Annotated in this window: 17 protein-coding genes; 13 read left to right on the top strand and 4 right to left on the bottom strand. The window is 35.8% G+C overall.

Translation table 11 applies throughout. The annotated features are described in order from the left end of the window. Positions 1 to 163: 163 nt before the first annotated feature. The 9 genes from FDY99_RS10990 (at position 164) to FDY99_RS10950 (ending at position 8489) form a co-directional block, all read left to right on the top strand. Complete coding sequence (locus FDY99_RS10990; RefSeq protein ID WP_102979020.1) at positions 164 to 925, top strand: alpha/beta fold hydrolase; 762 nt, start codon at positions 164 to 166, stop codon at positions 923 to 925. A gap of 61 nt (positions 926 to 986) precedes the next feature. Then, a complete protein-coding gene (gene yihA, locus FDY99_RS10985) occupies positions 987 to 1610 on the top strand; it encodes a ribosome biogenesis GTP-binding protein YihA/YsxC (protein ID WP_074230499.1) in 624 nt (207 codons plus the stop codon). Beyond that, positions 1603 to 2055, top strand: a complete 453-nt coding sequence (locus FDY99_RS10980; protein ID WP_139421449.1) for a GNAT family N-acetyltransferase — start codon at positions 1603 to 1605, stop codon at positions 2053 to 2055. The genes yihA and FDY99_RS10980 overlap by 8 nt, the downstream gene beginning before the upstream one ends. A gap of 319 nt (positions 2056 to 2374) precedes the next feature. Further along, positions 2375 to 3604, top strand: a complete 1230-nt coding sequence (locus FDY99_RS10975) for a site-specific integrase (RefSeq protein ID WP_083206760.1) — start codon at positions 2375 to 2377, stop codon at positions 3602 to 3604. A 297-nt stretch (positions 3605 to 3901) separates the two neighbouring features. Beyond that, positions 3902 to 4177 (top strand): helix-turn-helix domain-containing protein, encoded by a 276-nt coding sequence (locus FDY99_RS10970; protein WP_065722199.1) that lies wholly within the window; start codon positions 3902 to 3904, stop codon positions 4175 to 4177. Positions 4178 to 4260: 83 nt separating this feature from the next. Beyond that, the gene (locus FDY99_RS10965) at positions 4261 to 5499 is read left to right on the top strand and encodes a primase-helicase family protein (protein ID WP_139421447.1); all 1239 of its coding nucleotides are present in this window, start codon (positions 4261 to 4263) and stop codon (positions 5497 to 5499) included. 267 nt (positions 5500 to 5766) lie between these two features. After that, a complete protein-coding gene (locus FDY99_RS10960) occupies positions 5767 to 6642 on the top strand; it encodes a toprim domain-containing protein (RefSeq protein WP_139421445.1) in 876 nt (291 codons plus the stop codon). Positions 6643 to 6884: 242 nt separating this feature from the next. Further along, on the top strand, positions 6885 to 7490 hold the full coding sequence (locus FDY99_RS10955) for a recombinase family protein (protein ID WP_139421443.1): 606 nt from the start codon (positions 6885 to 6887) through the stop codon (positions 7488 to 7490). Positions 7491 to 7811: 321 nt separating this feature from the next. Beyond that, a complete protein-coding gene (locus FDY99_RS10950; protein ID WP_228448779.1) occupies positions 7812 to 8489 on the top strand; it encodes a hypothetical protein in 678 nt (225 codons plus the stop codon). A 240-nt stretch (positions 8490 to 8729) separates the two neighbouring features. Here FDY99_RS10950 and FDY99_RS10945 read toward each other — a convergent pair whose 3' ends face one another. Both FDY99_RS10945 and FDY99_RS10940 read right to left on the bottom strand, forming a co-directional pair. After that, on the bottom strand, positions 8730 to 9836 hold the full coding sequence (locus FDY99_RS10945) for an IS91 family transposase (RefSeq protein ID WP_139421439.1): 1107 nt from the start codon (positions 9834 to 9836) through the stop codon (positions 8730 to 8732). Then, entirely contained in the window at positions 9820 to 10689 is an 870-nt protein-coding gene (locus FDY99_RS10940) for a tyrosine-type recombinase/integrase (protein ID WP_228377001.1), read from the bottom strand. The genes FDY99_RS10945 and FDY99_RS10940 overlap by 17 nt, the downstream gene beginning before the upstream one ends. 725 nt (positions 10690 to 11414) lie before the next feature. Between FDY99_RS10940 and FDY99_RS10935 the strand changes: the two genes are divergently transcribed. The 4 genes from FDY99_RS10935 to FDY99_RS10920 all read left to right on the top strand — a co-directional run bounded on the left by FDY99_RS10935 (position 11415) and on the right by FDY99_RS10920 (position 16441). Next, positions 11415 to 11996, top strand: coding sequence for a hypothetical protein (locus FDY99_RS10935; RefSeq protein WP_139421437.1), 582 nt, complete (start codon positions 11415 to 11417; stop codon positions 11994 to 11996). A 67-nt stretch (positions 11997 to 12063) separates the two neighbouring features. Beyond that, positions 12064 to 14748 (top strand): L-type lectin-domain containing protein, encoded by a 2685-nt coding sequence (locus FDY99_RS10930; RefSeq protein ID WP_139421435.1) that lies wholly within the window; start codon positions 12064 to 12066, stop codon positions 14746 to 14748. Between the two features lie 18 nt (positions 14749 to 14766). Then, positions 14767 to 15333 carry a hypothetical protein gene (locus FDY99_RS10925; protein ID WP_139421433.1) on the top strand — a complete coding sequence of 189 codons (567 nt, stop codon included), beginning with the start codon at positions 14767 to 14769 and terminating at the stop codon, positions 15331 to 15333. 466 nt (positions 15334 to 15799) lie between these two features. Further along, positions 15800 to 16441: a hypothetical protein gene (locus FDY99_RS10920; RefSeq protein WP_139421431.1), complete on the top strand. Its 642-nt coding sequence runs from the start codon at positions 15800 to 15802 to the stop codon at positions 16439 to 16441. 241 nt (positions 16442 to 16682) lie between these two features. Here FDY99_RS10920 and FDY99_RS10915 read toward each other — a convergent pair whose 3' ends face one another. Both FDY99_RS10915 and FDY99_RS10910 read right to left on the bottom strand, forming a co-directional pair. Then, positions 16683 to 17975, bottom strand: a complete 1293-nt coding sequence (locus tag FDY99_RS10915) for an IS91 family transposase (RefSeq protein ID WP_228423886.1) — start codon at positions 17973 to 17975, stop codon at positions 16683 to 16685. Then, positions 17960 to 18841 carry a tyrosine-type recombinase/integrase gene (locus FDY99_RS10910; RefSeq protein WP_228448715.1) on the bottom strand — a complete coding sequence of 294 codons (882 nt, stop codon included), beginning with the start codon at positions 18839 to 18841 and terminating at the stop codon, positions 17960 to 17962. The genes FDY99_RS10915 and FDY99_RS10910 overlap by 16 nt, the downstream gene beginning before the upstream one ends. Between the last annotated feature and the right edge of the window lie 327 nt (positions 18842 to 19168).

The raw sequence follows: 19168 nt of genomic DNA, 5'->3' as shown, positions 1-19168 counted from the left end.
CATTTAATCTATAATATAAACCTTCTTGTATTCAAGGCATAACAAAAAGAATTGTAAAAAATACCACAACAATAGGTTTCATATATTATTTTTAGTTTATATTAGTTATATCAAAAAATTTTTGGTGTTTAATTTGTATTTTTGCAAGGCTTAGATAGGCATTATGAGATTTAGTACAAAAAAAGAAAAGAAATATAACTTTATAGAAGCTGGAGAAGGTCACCCTCTTGTGCTTTTGCACGGGTTGATGGGTGGATTGAGTAATTTTGATAAAATGGTGAGTTTTTTTTCAGAAAAAGGTTTTAAGGTTTATGTACCTCAATTACCGATTTACGATTTGCCGGTACTCAATACCAATCTCACAACGATTGCAAAATTTGTAATCAAATTTATCGAAACCAATATTGGCAAACCAGTTACCATTGTAGGTAATTCTATGGGTGGTCATGTTGGTTTAATTTTAACTTTGGCGCGCCCAGACTTAGTACAAAACCTTGTACTAACAGGAAGTTCTGGTTTATACGAAAGAGCTTTTGGCGACAGTTTCCCAAGAAAAAACGACCGTTCCTATATCAGAAAGAAAGCAGAAGAGGTTTTCTATGACCCTTCAGTTGCTACTGAAGATTTGGTAGATGAAGTTTTCAGCGTGGTAAATGACCGAATGAAAGGAATTAAAACGGTAATGTTGGCAAGAAGCGCCATCAAACACAATATGTTGAATGATCTTCCTAAAATCTCAAGACCAACATGTCTTATTTGGGGAAAACAAGACAATGTAACACCTCCGGAAGTTGCAATCGACATGCACAAATTTATCCCTAATTCAGATTTATTCTGGATTGATAAATGCGGACATGCTGCCATGATGGAAAAGCCAGATGAGTTTAATGAAATTCTTTACGACTGGGTAAAAGACAAAATATAAAACGATAAACCATTAAGACTCTTCTTAATGGTTTATTTTTCTAAATATAAAAATCAATAAAATGGTTATAAAAACAGCAACGTTTGTAAAAAGCAGTGGAAAATGGCAAGAATGCCCAGAACCGGACATGCCGGAATATGCTTTCATTGGGAGATCAAACGTAGGTAAGTCTTCATTGATTAATGCAATGATGAACCACAAAGATTTAGCAAAAACATCAGGAACGCCGGGAAAAACCCAGCTTATTAATCATTTTTTGGTTAACGAAAACTGGTATCTTACCGATTTACCTGGTTATGGATATGCAAAAGTTTCGAAAGTTCTAAGAAAAGATTTTGAAAAACTGATTACCAACTATATTCTTAACAGAAGAAACCTTGTGAATCTTTTTGTATTGGTAGACTCACGTCACAATCCACAAAAGATCGATTTGGAATTTATACAATGGTGTGGCGAAAGCGGAGTTCCGTTTTCAATTGTTTTTACGAAAGCAGATAAACTGAAACCCAACATTGCCATCAAAAATGTTGAAGCCTATAAAAATGAATTGCTGAAAACATGGGCTGATCTCCCTGAAATGTATGTAACCTCAGCAGAAAAGAAAGAAGGATGCGATGAAATTTTAAATTTCATTCAGACAACAAACGAATTTTTAGTTAATAATAGCGTTAATTTCAATGAGTAATATTGTTTGGAAAATAAAAAGTTTCGAAGAACTGACGACTTCAGAACTATACGAAATCATCAAAGCAAGAGTAGATGTTTTTGTGGTTGAGCAAAACACGCCTTATCCAGATTTGGATGGATATGATCAAAAAGCACTGCATCTTTGGGCAGAGCAAGAGGATAAAACCGTATTAGCATACTGCCGAATTTTTGACAGAGGAATAAAATATGACGAAACTTCAATTGGAAGAGTTTTAACCTCAGAAAAAGGCAGAGGAAAAAATCTAGGAAAGCAATTGATACAATATGCAGTTGAAACGATAGAAAACCGTTTTAAAACTTCTGAAGTAAGAATTTCTGCACAGGATTATCTGTTGAGATTTTATTCAGGTTTTGGCTTTACAGCTACCGAAAAGAAATATTTGGAAGACAACATTCCGCATACGGAAATGTTTAGACCTTAAGAATATATAGCCCTCGCAAATGTGAGGGTTTATTTTTCTCTATAGAAGAAGTAAATCAAAAGAATAATTTCAATTTAAAATACAAGGACATAGAAACAAAAAAGACTGTTAATCAATGATTAACAGTCTTTCTTTGTACCCCAGACGGAGGTATTATGAAACCTTTCTTAATTTTTCTTGTTTTTAATTCGTTTATATTCAATAACTTTGATATACAATAGGTTTCTAATTAATTTGTTTTTTCATATTTAATAATTTTAAATGCAAATTAATTCCCCCTTTTGTTCCCCCTTACATTTATTTAAATCTATTTCAACTTATGATAAAGTACAATTTTGAGTTAAGAAAGGACAAAGTAAGTCAAGACGGTTTAATGCCAATTAGGATATTATTCAGAATTGACAGCTCTATAATAAAAAGAAATACTGGATTGAATTGTAAATTAAATGATTGGCAGAACAATCGAGTGAAAGCTAATTCAAAAAAAGATACTTATTATGGCTATGACGAAATAAATGAAAAACTCCAACAGATAGAAACCAAAATTCAAGACATTTCGCTTTATTTCAGAGCAAATAAGCTTGAACCAACAAAGGATTTGTTTATTGAAAAGTTTGATTCAAATGAAAAAGTTGAAGCATCCAGTGAATTCGACTTTTTCAAATGCTTTACACAATATATTGACAAAGGAAAATTGATAAAAACTCCGAACACCATCAAGGGTCAAACTACTGTAAAAAACTATCTGGAATTCTTTTGTAAGGAAAATGGAATTTCGCTTTCTTTTGATAAGATTGATGAAGATTTTTTTGAATCATTAAGAGATTACTCGTACGAAATAAAAAAGATGAAGCAAAATTATTTCGCTAAAGTAATCAAGGTTTTAAAGTCATTTTTAAACTGGGCAACAGAAAAAGGATATAATGCAAACAGGGAGTTCGAGAAATTTAGAGCTGTTGAACACGACATTGACATTGTGTATTTAACATTTGAAGAGTTGATGAAACTATACGAAAAAGATTTTGAAAGCAATCGACTGTCTCACGTTCGGGATTTCTATTGTATGGGATGTTTCACAGGCTTACGGTTTTCTGATCTTTCAAAACTACATTTAGCAAATATTTCTGAAGACCATATAGTTCTTTCTATTCAGAAAACTAAAACACAGAATCACGCTATTAGGCTGAACAAATACGCAAAAGCTATTTTAGAGAAATACAAAGGAACTATCTATGAACCCCTCCCCGTTATCTCTTCTCAAAAATTCAATGAATACATCAAAGATTGTTGTGAATTAGCAGAAATCAAGCAACCATTCACAAGTCATTGGTTTGTGGGTAATAAGAAAAAATCACTCACACAACCCAAATGTAAATTCATAACAAGCCATACAGCAAGAAAAACATTCATTACAAATTCTTTACTATTAGGAATGGAGCCAAAAGCAATAAAGAAAATTGCCAATATTAAGAAAGATGCTGTTCTGGATAAGTATATGAAAGTAACAGAAGCATTCACAGACGAACAAATGGACAAAGCGTGGGGATGATTTCCTTTATATCTTGATTTATTTTTAAATAATCTACATAATCTTTATTTCTGAATTAAACAGAATAAAAGTTAAACTATATTAAAAAGGGCAATTTTTAGTTAAATTTAGTTAAAAATCCGAGACAACTCAAAAGTCTAATGTGTTATAATTTAGATTAATCTGGATTAAAAAAAATAAAATTTGGGCTAGCTTGCATTAAATTGGATGAATCCATAAAATCTGTAACTATTTGATTAACAGCTACTAAATTGATATTATTGCATTTAAATTTAAACCAATTTAAAATACAATAATATGTCCTTACAACTCTATTCCCATTCCAAAGGAGATTTGGAAAAAGCGGTTGAAATCATTCTTAAGAAGGCAACTGAATTCACGTTGCCCTCTAAAGCAGAACAACAACCGGAAGACCTCATCCCACAGATTGAAGCTGCTAAATTCCTGCACGTTTCTCTTCCCACCATTATTGATTGGAGAAAAAACAAAAACCTACCCTATTACAATTTTAGCGGTCGCTATTACTATTCCAAAAAAGAATTATTAGAATATGGAAAAAATCGAAGAAAGTAAGTGTAACTAATTCTCATTGAAAGTTGCATTTCTTCTTTTGTTTAACCTATCCGTATTTCTGTACGGAAACAAACTCTTTTAAAATGAGCGAAAAAATCCCTTATCTACGAGTAGGAACAACGTACTATAAAACGATTGAAAAACCATTAATCTCCGGAGACAAGATCTCAATTTTGGTGAGATGGAATCGTGAAACTATTATTAGCGACCACGGAAAAATCTACGTTTCAAAAGTTTCAAAGTACGATGGATTCTGCTGTATTCCCTCTCATCTGAATTATGAGCAGATAGTTGACGGATTCTACAATATCTACAATGAGATTCCTTATCAACCAATCGAAGAAAATATTAGTTCTGAAGCTATACTAAACAAAATTCCATACTCACTTAAATTTATGGAACATATTTTCGGAGAGCAATTAGAGCTGGGCTTAGATTACATAAAGATATTGCTTGAATATCCAACACAGACACTCCCTATTCTTTGTCTTGTAAGCAAAGAAAGGTCTACAGGAAAATCTACATTCATAAAATGGCTGAAATCCATTTTTGGACTAAATATGACTTACATCAAGGGAGATTCTTTCAGTAGTCAGTTCAATTCGGATTGGACATCGATGCTTATAGTTGCTATTGATGAAGTATTCTTTGACAAAAAGGAAATTACAGAACGATTAAAATATCTTTCAACGACTGATAAAGACAAGAAGGAGGCAAAAGGAAAAGATCGTGAAGAAGTGGAATTTTTTGGAAAATTCATTCTCTGTTCCAATAATGAAGATAACTTCATTCAGATTGATGAAAATGAGATCCGATTCTGGATTATTAAAGTAAGATCAATCAAAAGCGAGAACACTGAATTCCTCCACAATCTAAACAAGGAGATTCCCTATTTCCTTCGTTACCTAATCCAAAGACCTTTTCACAGCCGTAAGAAGACAAGGATGTGGTTCACTGATTCCCAGATCAGAACAAAAGCCCTTCAGAAATTGGTTTGGAAAAATAACAATAAACTGGAATCTAAGATCATCGAGCTTTTATATGTGTTTTTTGAAAATACAGAAGACAGTAATATTCATTTCGTTCCGCAGGATATTTTCAATATGTTTGGCAAAATGTTCAGCAAACAATATTGGACAGTTAACGATGTCCGGAAACTCTTGAAAGAAAACTGGAAACTCGAACCTCAAAGTAATTCTTTAGCCTATATCAAATACGACCTCGATTATGGTTTAAGTTTTTTCCAACAGAACAAAACAGGTCGGTATTTTACAATAGAAAGGAATTTTATTCTTCAAAGATTTGATGAAATGATGAGTTAGTAGATAATGAAAATAAAATCAATTAGTTACAGCTCATCAAAAGCCTCATCAAACTTTTAAACCTTGATTTTTGATGAGAGGATGATGAGAAGAATATTTCCACTTTGATGAGGTGATGAGACTTTGATGAGAACTTAAATTATTGTTAATCAATTTTTTACAAGGCTTTCTCATCAATTCATCAAAAATTACTCAAAAACAAACTCAGCCACTTTCACCGAGAGTACACAAACTATTTATTACTAAAAAACATTAAAAATTACAATAATGAACTGCAAACAATTTAACAGCATATTGTTGGAAGAAGTCCTCCTTTCTCTCGGACACCTTCCAACGAAACAAAATGAAAAAAAAGCTTGGTATCTCAACCCCTTTGGCAACGAATCCCAAGCCTCTTTTAAAATCAATAAAAGTCTAAACAAATGGTACTTATTTTCAGAAGGAATCGGGGGAAACAATACTGATTTTATGAAGAAGTATCTGAACACTTCAGTAAATGGAGTTTTAATTTGGGCAGAAAATCAAAACTTTTCTTCTTTTCAAAATCAAAATATTCCTGATCAGAAGTTCGAGAACTCCAGTAAAAATTATGAGATACTTGACGTCAATGAAATCCAGCATCCTGCACTTTTGGAATATCTAAGAGAAAGAAAAGTTGGAAATCAAACTCAGTTCTTACACGAAATTTATTACCGAATGAACGATAAAAACTATTTCGGAATTGGTTTCAAGAACGATTCTGGTGGTTACGAAATCCGCAATAAATACTCCAAAATTTGCTTGGGTAAAAAAGATATTTCTACGTTCAAAAATGATTCAAAATCACTAAGAATTTTCGAAGGCTTTTTTGATTTTCTTTCCTTTAAAAATGTGGAAAAATTCTTAGAAAAAGAACCTTCAGATTACATCATTTTAAATTCGGTAGCGATGATTTCCAATATAAAAAAATCTCTTGATCAGTATGAAAATATCGAGCTCTATTTTGATAATGATATAGCAGGAAACCGTGCTGTAGAAATGATTAAAAATGAAAGTAAAAATGCAGAAGATTGTCGGGTTTTATATTCAGATTTTAAAGATTTAAATGAATGGCTAATCAATAAAAATGTGGATTCAAAAGTAGCTTACCGATTAAAGAGATAAGATTTCACCTGCATAAAATAATATAAGGTCATCTGAAAAGCTATGTAAAATAATGCAAGGTTGAGCCTTAATAAAATATTAATATGTAGAATTAGAAACAGGTTGTAAAAATACGGTAGTATTTTGAGATTTTGAAAAATGCAACTTTGAATTCTTATTTTTTCAAATAATTTTCTCAAAATCTCGTATCATTAAACAAAGTTTCATAAATTTACATAGTATGAGTTTAATGTAACAAAAATATGAAAATAGGATATGCTCGGGTTTCAACCAAAGATCAAAATTTGCATTTACAAATTGAAGCCTTAGAAAAAGCAGGTTGTGAGAAAATTTATCAGGAGAAAATTTCGGGTGCAACAAAGAATCGTCCCGAACTTGATAAGATGATTGACCAGTTTCGAGAAGGTGACGAACTTTATGTGTGGCGATTGGACAGATTGGGTAGAAGTTTAAAAAACATTATTGATCTTGTCTTAAGTTTGAGTGATAAAGGAATTTTAATAAAAGGTCTTGTAGATGGTGTAGATACTTCAACTATCAATGGACGACTATTTTTGAATCTCATGGCTTCTTTAGCTGAATATGAAAGAGAGTTAATAAGAGAAAGAACCAACGCAGGACTACAATCTGCAAGAGCAAGAGGTAGACTCGGTGGCAGACCAAAAGGTTATACTGCAGAAACAATTTCTAAACTGTTACTTCTGCGCAATATATACAAAGATGTCACGAAACGTCCCGAAGATATTTATAAGCCTTTTGGATTGACTAGGGCTACCTTTTATCGGTATGCTAAAATTCTGGACAATTATAGTGATGAAGAAATTAAAAAAATGGGTATTAAAAGGTAAAAGTTCGCTAATCCAAAGATAAATTTGAGCGAAACAAAACTGTATGAAACTAATAATCAATTAATCAAAATAATATTTTATATTAGTAGCATAAATGGCTTTGCGAATATCATATAGTTTGGATTGACGCAATGCGTAAATTTGGAAGTTAGCAGAAAGTTTATGAACACAAATCGTAACAAAAATTATATTGTAAATTACATTTTCATTTTTGGCATTTTGATTCTATTTTTAAATGATCAAATATTCAAATTTGAATTTTCAAATTATTTTACTGGAAAATTATCTGATGTTTGTGGAATAATTATTTTTCCATTTTTTTTGACATATATTTTCCCAAAACTCAAGCAGAATAGTGTTTTTGCTGCAGCTATTATTTTCTCATTTTGGAAAAGTCAATATTCACAAAGTCTGATTAATTTCTACAATGAAATTTCACCAATTCAAACATCAAGAATTATTGATTATTCTGATTTGTTTGTTTTATTACTTTTGCCAATACCATATTATCTGATTAAAAATGTTCACAAAATAGATTTTTTAACAATAAAAAAACTGAATCCAAAATTTATTTTTGTCATATCTTTATTCATATTTATTGCAGAAGCACCGCCACCAAGTCATTACTTTACTATGAATAATGGAAATCTTCAATGTTACAAATGCAATATGAAAGTAAACCATAGCAAAGACTACGTACTTAATAAACTTAAACAAAATGGAATCGAATTTGACACGGTGAGACTAATTCATTATCGAAGTGTTATTGATTCTACAAGTGGAGGAAAAAAATATATTAAAAATGAGTTAATTATTGACAATGATACTTTACGAAATATAAGTTTTACTATTTTCCCTCTAAAAGGGAATAGAACTCAAATTTATTTCAACGGTGCTGATGTTTCACAGGATTTGAGAAGAGATGATTTTAAGTTGCAAAGAAAAATGCGGAAATATTATCGTAAAATTGTTTTCGATGAAATTAAAAGATCATTCTAAAAAAACCTTCTGCTAATAACTAAGCTTTCGTCTTGTCCGCAGGACACGAGATGAAAGCCCGTTGAACGGAAGCTCCGGGAGCTTTTTTGGCCGTCTATGTAGTTTTCGATTTTAGGATTTAGGGTAACAAAGCAGTTTTTTGGAATGACTGCTTTTTTTTGTGGCATTTGGTAGCCTTTATGAGTGGTTTTCTGCAGGTTTTTCTTCGCTGCAGCATATAAATTCCCTTACCCGCAAAGGTTATTTTGCAGACAATGGTTGGATAACGAAAAGAAATTCCGGTGGCGGACCGCGCTGCCCGAAAACAGCTATAGTGACTAAGTTTCCTTCCTTGCAACTTCGACATTTCCGGAGCAAAGTTTTCGGTTTTGCTGCAGTAACTCTGATTTTCAAATCGGATTGCAGTGCCTGCAGTTTCCCACGCTTCCAGCTGCTGCTCAGGATGCCGTAATGCCGGATCCTTACAAATCTTTTCGGTAAAATATGCATCGAAAACCTCCGGACAAACTCCGTGTTTGCAAGAGTCATTTCCTTTTTTTCGCCGCCTTTGCGGTAATCTTTGTACTCAAAACGGACCTGCTGATCCGTCACTTCTTTTATGCGGTGATTGCTGATGGCGACTTTGTGAGTGTATCTCCCCAAGTACTCGATCACCTGTTTCGGGCCGCCAAAAGGCCGCTTGGCATATACGACCCAGTTCTTGGTGAAGAGTTTCTCCATTAAATCCCGGTCAGTAATTCCACAGGCTCTTAAGGAAGTCACAAACTTTGCCCGAAAGACTTTGCTCAGCGCTTTTACTGGAAACAGAAACTTATCCGTCCTTACTTTCTTTCTCCATTTTCCCTGCATCGTGAGACCACCTCCCGGCACAATGCAGTGCAGATGCGGATGAAGACTCAGGTTTTGTCCCCACGTGTGCAAAACACCAATCATGCCCAGCTGCAGGCCTTCGGTTTTGCCGAACTGGTTCAAAGTGGCCCAGGCGGCCTCAAACAGGATCTTGTAAATAAGTTGGGGCTGGGATATTGCGAGCCCATTCAACTCCTCCGGCAGGGTAAAAACCACATGGTAATAGCTGCAGGGCAAGAGGTCCTGTTCGCGCTTCTGGATCCATTCTTCCCGTTTATGACCCTGGCACTGCGGACAGTGCCGGTTACGGCAGGAGTTGTAACTGATGGAAAGATTTCCGCAACCATCACACGTATCAATATGACCACCCAAGGCAGAAGTCCGGCAGTTGGACAATGCCCGCAATGTCTTTTCCTGATGAACGCTGAAGTTTTGGGATGATAAATTGATTTTGCGAAGAACTTCTGCTACATTCGCACCTTTACTTCGGGCCTGCATTCCTGCTGCATAAAGTAAATACCGTATCCAAAGGACTGTGCGGTTTTTGGTCCGAGAGCTGGCACACATGAAGATATTCCATTGTACTTTCAATACGCTCATGACCCAGAAGTTTCTGCACCATAATGATCGGAACACCGTCTTCCAGCAGATGAGTCGCATAGCTGTGTCGTAGCGTGTGGGTGTGCACCTCTTTGGTGATGCCTGCTTTTTTAGAGATGGTTTTTATTACCCACTGCACGCCACGCTGACTGTAGCGGGAATCGAAATCTTTTCTATTCGGAGCTAAAACATCAATATCTTCGATATTCCTGTTTTGATTGCCATTAAACAGATACTGATTAGGATTCTCAATACTGATAAAGGTTTTCAGTCCACTGATCAAATGTTCCGACAAAGGAACATACCGGTCTTTGCTCCCTTTACCCTGAACAACATGTAACATCTTCCGGTCAAAATCCAGATGCTGAAGTTCGATATTCCTTACTTCCATACACCGCAGTCCACAGCCGTAAATAAGTCCGATGAGCAGTTTATGTTTCAGGAGTTCGGCGGATTGAAGCATACGCCAGATCTCTTCCCGACTCAGGATGACAGGAAGCTTTTTCACTTGTGGAATAGCGGGAAGATGCAGAAAACTATAAGGCAGGCCTTCCGTTTTCAATAAAAAGCGAAGTCCGTAAACGGTGTGTTTAAAGTAAGTTTGGGAAGGAGTTTTGGAGCGTTGCTGCAGTTCAAAAAGATAATCTTTGACCTGTTCGGGATCCAACTCGGTAGGCAGGGTTTTAAAATGCAGTGCCAGGGCTGTCACATGGCGGGAATAATTGTCGAACGTTCTGGGGCTCCTGCCCAAGATCGAAATATTCCTTTCGAAGCGTTGCAGCAGTTCGGCAAAACCACTAACTTCGCTCGAGGCACGGTTCAGAATTTTGTTTACCCTTAACTCCTCCGGAGATTTTTTTTGTAGCCATTTTAAAGATTTTTTGTTGTTTTACCAAAGTTAATAAAACAGCGAAGGGAAAAGCTACCGGAGGTTTAGTTCAACAAGGATTTTGCAATAGTGGGGCGAAACTGCAAAGTTCAACGGCAGTTTTTCGGTTCAAATTTTGTTCAAAATTGAAGATTTGTGCTTCGAATGCCCCACCATCGCAAAGGAGCCCCGAAACGTTCTAGATCAAATAAAGTCTCAAAAAACGATACTCTAAATTACATTTGTAAATGATAAAAACTCTTTGAGGCAAGTCATAGAGTTTATTATTCTTTATTTCAGACAAATTAGTACTGTAAAATTTTAATTTATATATCTAAGTATTAAATGCAGTAAGTTTATTCGACCCTATCAACAAGACTTCCCGTGATTTAAGCTTTTCTTACACATACTGCAACCTTATAACTCGATACTGGGAGTAGGAATAAATCATCTATAATAATATGATTTAATGATAATTATGTTTATTTTTGTGGCAGGAAAAATTACAGTTGAATAAAATTCCAATAACCAGAATTATACATGTCGGATATCTGAAATATCAAAACAATTTCAACAGTTTCCGTATATTTTTAATTTTAATATTCTCCATGTGTCATTCTTTTCTTTCTGCCCAGGATTCTATTGAACATGAGATAAGACAGCAGGTAAGTATTGTAATGGCTAAAGGAGCCATTATTTATTCCACAGAGGAAAATTTCAACAAGCAGATCCTTAACAAGGATATCAGACTTAAAGGTGGTGATTTTTTGTTTAATGTCAGTAAAAAAGATCAAATACTGATTAAATCCACAGCTAGCGCCTCTAGTAAAAAAACGCCGCTAAAGGATCAGTTGCAAAATGCAGTCAAAAAGAAGAAAAAAGACGAACAGGATACGGTTGATAAAAAGATTAGAGCGTTTGAAAAGCAAAAAGAACTTTTTCACAGCCATCAGTTTTATCACCATCCTTCTTCAGGACAGTTTTTGACAGTTTATCAGGTCGCTAAAGATTATATAGTTCCGAATAATCACCACGATAATTTTTCAAAGACAGTTCACAGATATCATAATTTTCTCATAACATCATCTTTAAATTATCTTCATTCTTACAAATATTTTCATTACAATAACAAATCTTTAGATTATTGTTATTCTCAAGTCTATTCTGTAAGACCGCCACCCATAGTATAGAATAAAAAGGCATTTATTTTTTTCACATCTCAACAGACAATCGAGATAATTATTCTAATACTTTTATATGAAAAATAAAATATTTTTAATTCTATTATTAGTAGCTGTTAATTCAACACTAATTTTAGCTCAAAGCGCAGGTAAGTTATATCTGTCATCTGCAGGAACAGGGGTAGGCCACGTTTATGATATTACGGGTAATACGCCATCAACTGTTCAAACCACATTGCCTGCTTCAATTACATCACCGGCATATTACAATGCAAATAACGGTGCATCTGTAAGTAATTTAGCAATTGGTTACGATACTACGGTCGCGAACCAACCGCTTGTTTTTATTAACTCCAATACTGCGGCAAACAGTCCGATATTAAAAAATGGAACTGCAACAGGACTTACCTTACCTGCTGTTACCATCGGAGGTTTAGGAACTAATAATGTTTTGGGAAACAATTTCGGACAAGTCTTTGGTTTTAATGGTAAAAATCTTTACAGGTTGTATCCTACTGTTTCTGCTGCTATTCCTATTACAGGCGATGCAATTTGGAATGCTAATGGTGATGGAACTGCTGGTAATCCTCGTTCAACCATTTTTGCAAGTGATACATTTTATGATTATGAAAATAATGTTTACACGATTCTTCAGCATCAAAATGGTACAACTTTTATAAGGTATCTATATAAAATCGCTATTAACGGAGCTGTAACTTCTGCAACAGCAACTCAAATTACACAGATCACAGGACCTGTTGGGGTAAGAAATGCAACGGCAAATACTGCCACAACTATAGATGTAGGAAATATAAGAGGTACTGCATACTTGAATGGCTTTGTCTTTGCTTCTTCAGGAAATGGGAATGATACCGTTGTTATATATCGTATTAACATTTCTACTGGAGTATCAGAATACCTTACTCAATATACATTAACAGGATTAGGCAGTTCAAATATTGATCTTGCATCTGTTGATTATTTTCAGCCATTCACATTTAATTGTGGTGGAACAGCATTTCAGGGAACCACTCCGTATAGGGCCGGGACATCTTCAACAAGAACATTACGTATTCCTGTTTCAGATATTTATGGACCCGGAAATTATGTTTTAAATGTAATTGGAACGGATTTTACAAATCCCGCTCACTCAGTTACAGTAACTACGGCAACGACTTTCATTGATGTTCCCATTACTTACAACGGGACAGGAGCTGCAGGATCAAGAACTCTTACCGTTGACCTGAATGGAAGTACAACAACGTGTACTGTAACAGCGACAATAGAACCAGATACAGATATCGACGGATTGGCAAATACTGTAGATCTCGATGATGATAATGATGGTATTACAGACTGTACAGAAAATGGTTTGGCTGCCGCATCATTTTTAAACAATTTTACTTTCGTCCCAAATAATAATGCTTCCGGAGTAAGTGCAAATATTGCACAGTTGACTCCAAATGCGGGCTCTCAAAGTGGTCAATACTGGTCAGTCGGAAAAGTAGATTTTACAAAAAGTTTTTCTTTTACTTTTGATGCATTTGTAGGAGAATTTGATGCCGGTGCTGATGGTATAGCGGTCGTATTTCAAAACTCCCCTGCCGGAACAGCTGCTGTTGGAGCAACAGGTGTGGGAATGGGTGCACAGAATATTGCTAACGGTCTAGTTCTGGAATTGGACACTTATGATAATGGACCTGGTGTTGGAGATATTGTTGCGGATCACGGTCAGATTTGGGATTCTGACAATCAGGGTGCCGGTCTTACAACTTCCGTTGATTTGGGTCAGTTGGAAAATAATGCCTATCATCCTGTGGTAGTTACCTGGAATGCAGGGACGCAAACCCTATCGTATACAGTTGATGGAATAACTGCAGGAACTCTTACAACTGCTAATTTTGCAAATACTTATTTTGGAGCCAGCAAAGTTCGTTTTGGTTTTACCGCTTCCACAGGAGGGTCAACAAACGTACACCGTATAAGAATCAATGATTTCTGCAGTACCCCTATTGAACTTGATACAGATAACGACGGGATATCTAATCACTTAGATACAGATTCAGACGGCGACAGCTGTCCTGATGCAATTGAAGGTTCCGAAAATGTCACTTATTCTATGGTTAATCCTTTGACTTCTCCAACCAATCCGGGACAGATCAATGTAAGATTTAACGGAACGACAGCAGGTACACCTTCTCAGATCATCAGTACTGCTACAGCAGCCAATGGTGTTCCTCAGGTTGTCAATAATGGTGCAAATAACAGCAATGCGAGTATTGGTCTTGTTGCAGGTGCAGCAGCTGCAGGTGTAGCAGACAATACAGGTTCTTCTCCTGTTTCAGGAGTAGGTCAGGCTGTCGGGAATTCTCAGAACTCAGCACTTAATGACTGTAAATGCTATAGAAACCCAACCATAACCTTAGGAACTGATAATGCGACGATACACGGTATTACCGCATTTAACAGGGCGGGAGTAAATAATACAAACTGGCCAATGATCAGGAATAACGGGTGGACAGCTCTTGAAGCCAATACCAAAGCGTTTGTAATGAATAGAATGCCTGCTGCAGCTACTACTGCAGGTGCTGTTATTGCCGGTGAGCCTGTAAATGTAGCGTTGACTGCTCCTGTTATAGCTGTTCCGATAGTTGGAATGACGTTCTATGATACAACCAATAACTGTATGAAAATAAATACAGATGGTACTCGAACGGGATGGAAGTGTTTTAACACGCAGTCTTGTCCTGAAGAAAATTAATTTTAAAAAATGAAAAAAATGAAACTGATATATTCAATATTTTTAGGTCTGTCATGTTCAGCAATATTTTCTGCGCAGATCGCCATCGGAAAGACGACTACACAGACGGGTGTGTCTTTAGAATTTGGAACAGGTAATAAGGGGTTGATATTGCCGTGGGTAACGGCTGCAGCCAATGTAAGTTTAAATCCGGGAGCCACTGCGAGAGGCGGAGCTCTTATTTTTGACCGAAATGACAGCAGGGTTAAGCTTTCAAGAAATAACGGAACTTGGGTTGACCTTACGGTACGCACCACAGAATTACCTGCGGTAGGAGCAAATGTTGTAGTTACGGCTCCCATCCAGGCAAGTCCGGCTGTTGAGCAGTCCACTGCAAAAGCTCAGATTGGAGGTGTTTTTACGGATAACACTCCAGGAATTCTTGTGTTGGCTGATACCAATAAAGCGATGATTCCGCCTTTGGTGGCAGATCCTGCCAATACGATCAAAAGTCCTGCACCGGGAATGATTGTTTACGACACCGTTAAAAAGCTGTTTTGCGTTTACAACGGAACGGTCTGGTCTTACTGGAGAGCAGATAGCTAAAAGCGGATTAAATATTAAATTTTTACAACAACCACTTCATTATGAAGTGGTTGTTTATTTAAATTAAGCTGGTCCAATAACCCTAGAACTTTCCTAGTAAATTACGGCAATTAGTTACACTTATGTAATTAGTCTCATAAAATGATACATTAGCTCAGGAATAGTAAATAAACTTATAATATGGACTCACGAAGAATAGAAAAAATTTTATTAGGTGCGCTTATAATAACGGTAATTATATTTCTAATGGAAATTAACTTCTATGATGATACTAATTACACGGCAAGTAAATTAAACGAAATATTGTTCTGGTCAATTATAAGAGGTCTAGTAATCTCTGGAAGTGTTAATATAGCAAACCATTATTTTTCGAAATTAAAAGATAAATAATACTGCATTTGCAATCTCAAAAAACGATTAAAAACAAATTTCGGAACTTCTAAATTGAAGCAAATAATGCAATATAATGAAAAATCTCTCAATCTTAATTTATTTACTATTTTATAGTTATTGCCTTTCGCAAGGCACAGAAAATACAAAAGAAACAGAAAAACTTATCGTTAAAACAAAAAATCATTCAAAATCATTGGGAATTGATTTACTAATAAAGTACCCTAAAGATTGGATTTTGACTCCTGGCGAAAGACCACATATCCTATATAACATAAAAAATAAATCAAAAACAATTTATTCAACAATTTCAGTTACTGATATTTTGGAGTTTGCAAATGACAAAGAAAAATTAGAAGTATATAATCTTGATGAAAAATCGCTTTTACAAGTAATGGTTAGCACTTTTCCAGATAAAAACAATTGCTACAACCACTTTATTGAAGCAGGACATGAAAAAGCATTTTCTCCAAAATGTGAAATTACAAAAATTGAGAACTTACCAAGTTCTCTAATTAGCGCTTATGTAAGAAATGAAAGAGCAGGTAACGAAGTAGAAAGCTATCTTATTCAATATCAAATTCCCTTTAAGACAAAAATTATTACAATTGCTTTCAATTATCCCGGGTTTAAGGAAGAAAAAGATCAAATTCTAGCATTAGTTTTTACAAAATCCGTAATGAATACATTAGTTATAAACAATCTTTGGAAAAAATAATCAACAACAAAAGCAGGTAATAGCTAAGTTTTCGTTGCGTGCGAAGCACGAACAATGAAAACCCTGTTGAACGGAAGCTTCGGGAGCTTTTTTCAGCATTATGGGTTTACCGACGAAGGATTTTAAAGATATACAGGAGACTTTCAGAAAGGTCTCTTTTTTTGTGGGTGAATTTGATGGTTTTTCTTGGTTTTATCGTGTTTTCCTTCACTTTTAGGCATAAATACCCTTACCCAAAATGCTAGATTTTTGGCTTTTCAAAGTTTTGGCTCATCTCCAAAAACCAAAGGGGCGGACCGCGCAAATCGAACGTTGCAATCGTTACCAAATTCCCAACTTTGCAGCAACTACATTTCGGCTGAAAAGTTTTGGGTGGAAATTTTCCTTTGGGCTGAATGCCTAAATTCTGTTGCAGATTTTTTAGCTTCATTCGTTTCCATGTGCTGCTGAGAAAACCGTAATGGCGGATTTTCACAAATCTTTTCGGCAAAATATGCATCGCAAAACGGCGGATAAACTCCTCATGGCTCAAAACCATCTGCTTTTTGATGCCTTTTTGGCGGTAATCTTTGTACTCCAACGTTACATTTTCCGCATCAACTTTCCTGATTCTCTGGTTGCTGATCGCGATTTTGTGCGTATATCTTCCCAAATATTCCACCACAGATTTCGGGCTGCCAAAGGGTTTTTTAGCGAAAACTACCCAAGGTTTTTCCCAAAGTTTTTGTCTGAGTTTTTCATAAGTTTCTGCTTCATTTTTTCGGTTTTCAAATTGATTTTCATCATTTTCCGTCTGATTTTTATTACATTTTAATGATAACCGAACCTTCAGCTTCTCACAAAATTTAGCCCTGAAAACTTTGCTCAAAGCCTTTACAGGAAACAAAAAATTACCGTCGCTTCTGATGTTTTTCCAAACTCCGTTTTCATCCACGCCGCCACCCGGAACGATGCAGTGCAAATGCGGATGCAGACTCAGATTCTGTCCCCAAGTATGCAAAATAGCGATCATTCCCATTTTTAAACCTCGATTTTCACCAAAGGTTTGCAGCGTTTCCCAAGCCGATTCAAATAAAATATCATACAACATTTTCGGAGCATGAAGTGCGGTTTTGTTCAGCACTTCCGGAACGGTAAAAACCACGTGAAAATAAGGCACTGGAAGCAGTTCGGTTTCCCGGTTTTCAATCCATTTTTCGCGGTTTTTGCCCTGACATTTCGGGCAGTGCCGGTTTCGGCAGGAGTTGTAGCTGATGCTGATATTTCCGCATTCGTCACAAGCGTCAATATGACCGCCCAAAGCCGATGTACGGCACTTTTTTAACGCAAATAAAGTTCTTAATTGCCAGGAATTTAATCCTAAATTTTCTAGTTTTGAACCTAAAATATTCAACACATCTGCGACTTCGTATCGAGGTTGAGATTCAGGTTGAGCAGACTGTATTTTTGAGATTTCTAAACGTTGATTTTCATTAAATTTAAAGCTTGAATTTTGGCTTTTAACAAATTCAAAACCAACTACTTCGCTCTGCATTCCTCAAACAAAGTATCCAGTGGAGAGAAGAGTTTTTGGGTAGAAAGTTGGGCGATTTGAAGGTAAACGAGGGTCGTTTCGATGTTTTCGTGGCCGAGGAGATTTTTGATGCTCACAATGTTCATCCCATCCTCCAAAAGATGCGTCGCAAAACTGTGCCGAAGCGTATGAACACTCACTTCTTTCAATATTTTTGCCGTTTTTGAAGCCTGTTTCACCGCCCATTGTACGCCACGTTGCGAATATCTTGAATCGAATTCTCCACCTGCACGATTTGCTCGAGGTTCTCCAAAGAGAAAATCTTCCGGTTTTTCCGCTTCAATATATTTTTTCAAACCCCGAATCAAATGTTCCGACAAAGGCAAATAGCGGTCTTTTTTGCCTTTTCCCTGAACCACTTTCAGCTGTTTTCGGTAAAAATCCAAATCGCATAAACGGAGATTTCTGACCTCCAGACAGCGCAATCCGCAACCGTAAAGCAACCCGATTAAGATTTTATGTTTTAAAAGTTTACAGCATGACAACATCTGCCAAACCTCCTGTTTACTGAGCACAACAGGCAGTTTTTTCTCTTTTTTAATTTCCGGAAGACTTAGATAATCGTAGCTCAAACCTTCCGATTTCAACAGAAACCGAAGTCCGTAAACCGTGTGTTTAAAATACGATTGCGAGGGTGATCTTGATTTTTTCTGAAGGTAAAAAAGGTAATCGTGGATCTGCTCAGGATCCAATTCTGTCGGGATTTTCCCGAAATGCAGCGACACCGCCGCGACGTGTCTGGAGTAATTATTGAACGTGCTCTGACTGCGTCCCAACACCGAAACCGTACGTTCAAAACGGCTTAAAAGTTCTGTAAAACCAGGCACTTCGCGCTTTGCCTGATTGATGATTTTGTTTTCTCTGAGCTCGTCTAAACTCTTTTTTTTGTAGCCATTCTATTGATTTTTTAATTAACTTTACAAAGTAACTGATTTATGCGATTGGGAAAGCTACCGAAGGTTTAGTTCAACATTGTATTTGCAAAATATGGTATTAAGAAATATGTTGAACTATTCTACTTTTTTATACGCTGCTGCTTTTCATATTTTTTTAATTGGGACAATCTGAAAAATCAACTGCCGTATTAAGTTTAAAATTGAAGTAAAATTCCCTTTTTAGCCCCCACTTTGCCAATATTTATTCTGTTAATGATA

It is taken from the genome of Chryseobacterium mulctrae (assembly GCF_006175945.1).
In the GTDB taxonomy this organism is placed as follows: Bacteria; Bacteroidota; Bacteroidia; order Flavobacteriales; family Weeksellaceae; genus Chryseobacterium; species Chryseobacterium mulctrae.
Note: the sequence above shows the minus strand (reverse complement) of the source record. Positions and strands in the feature narration are given on the sequence as shown.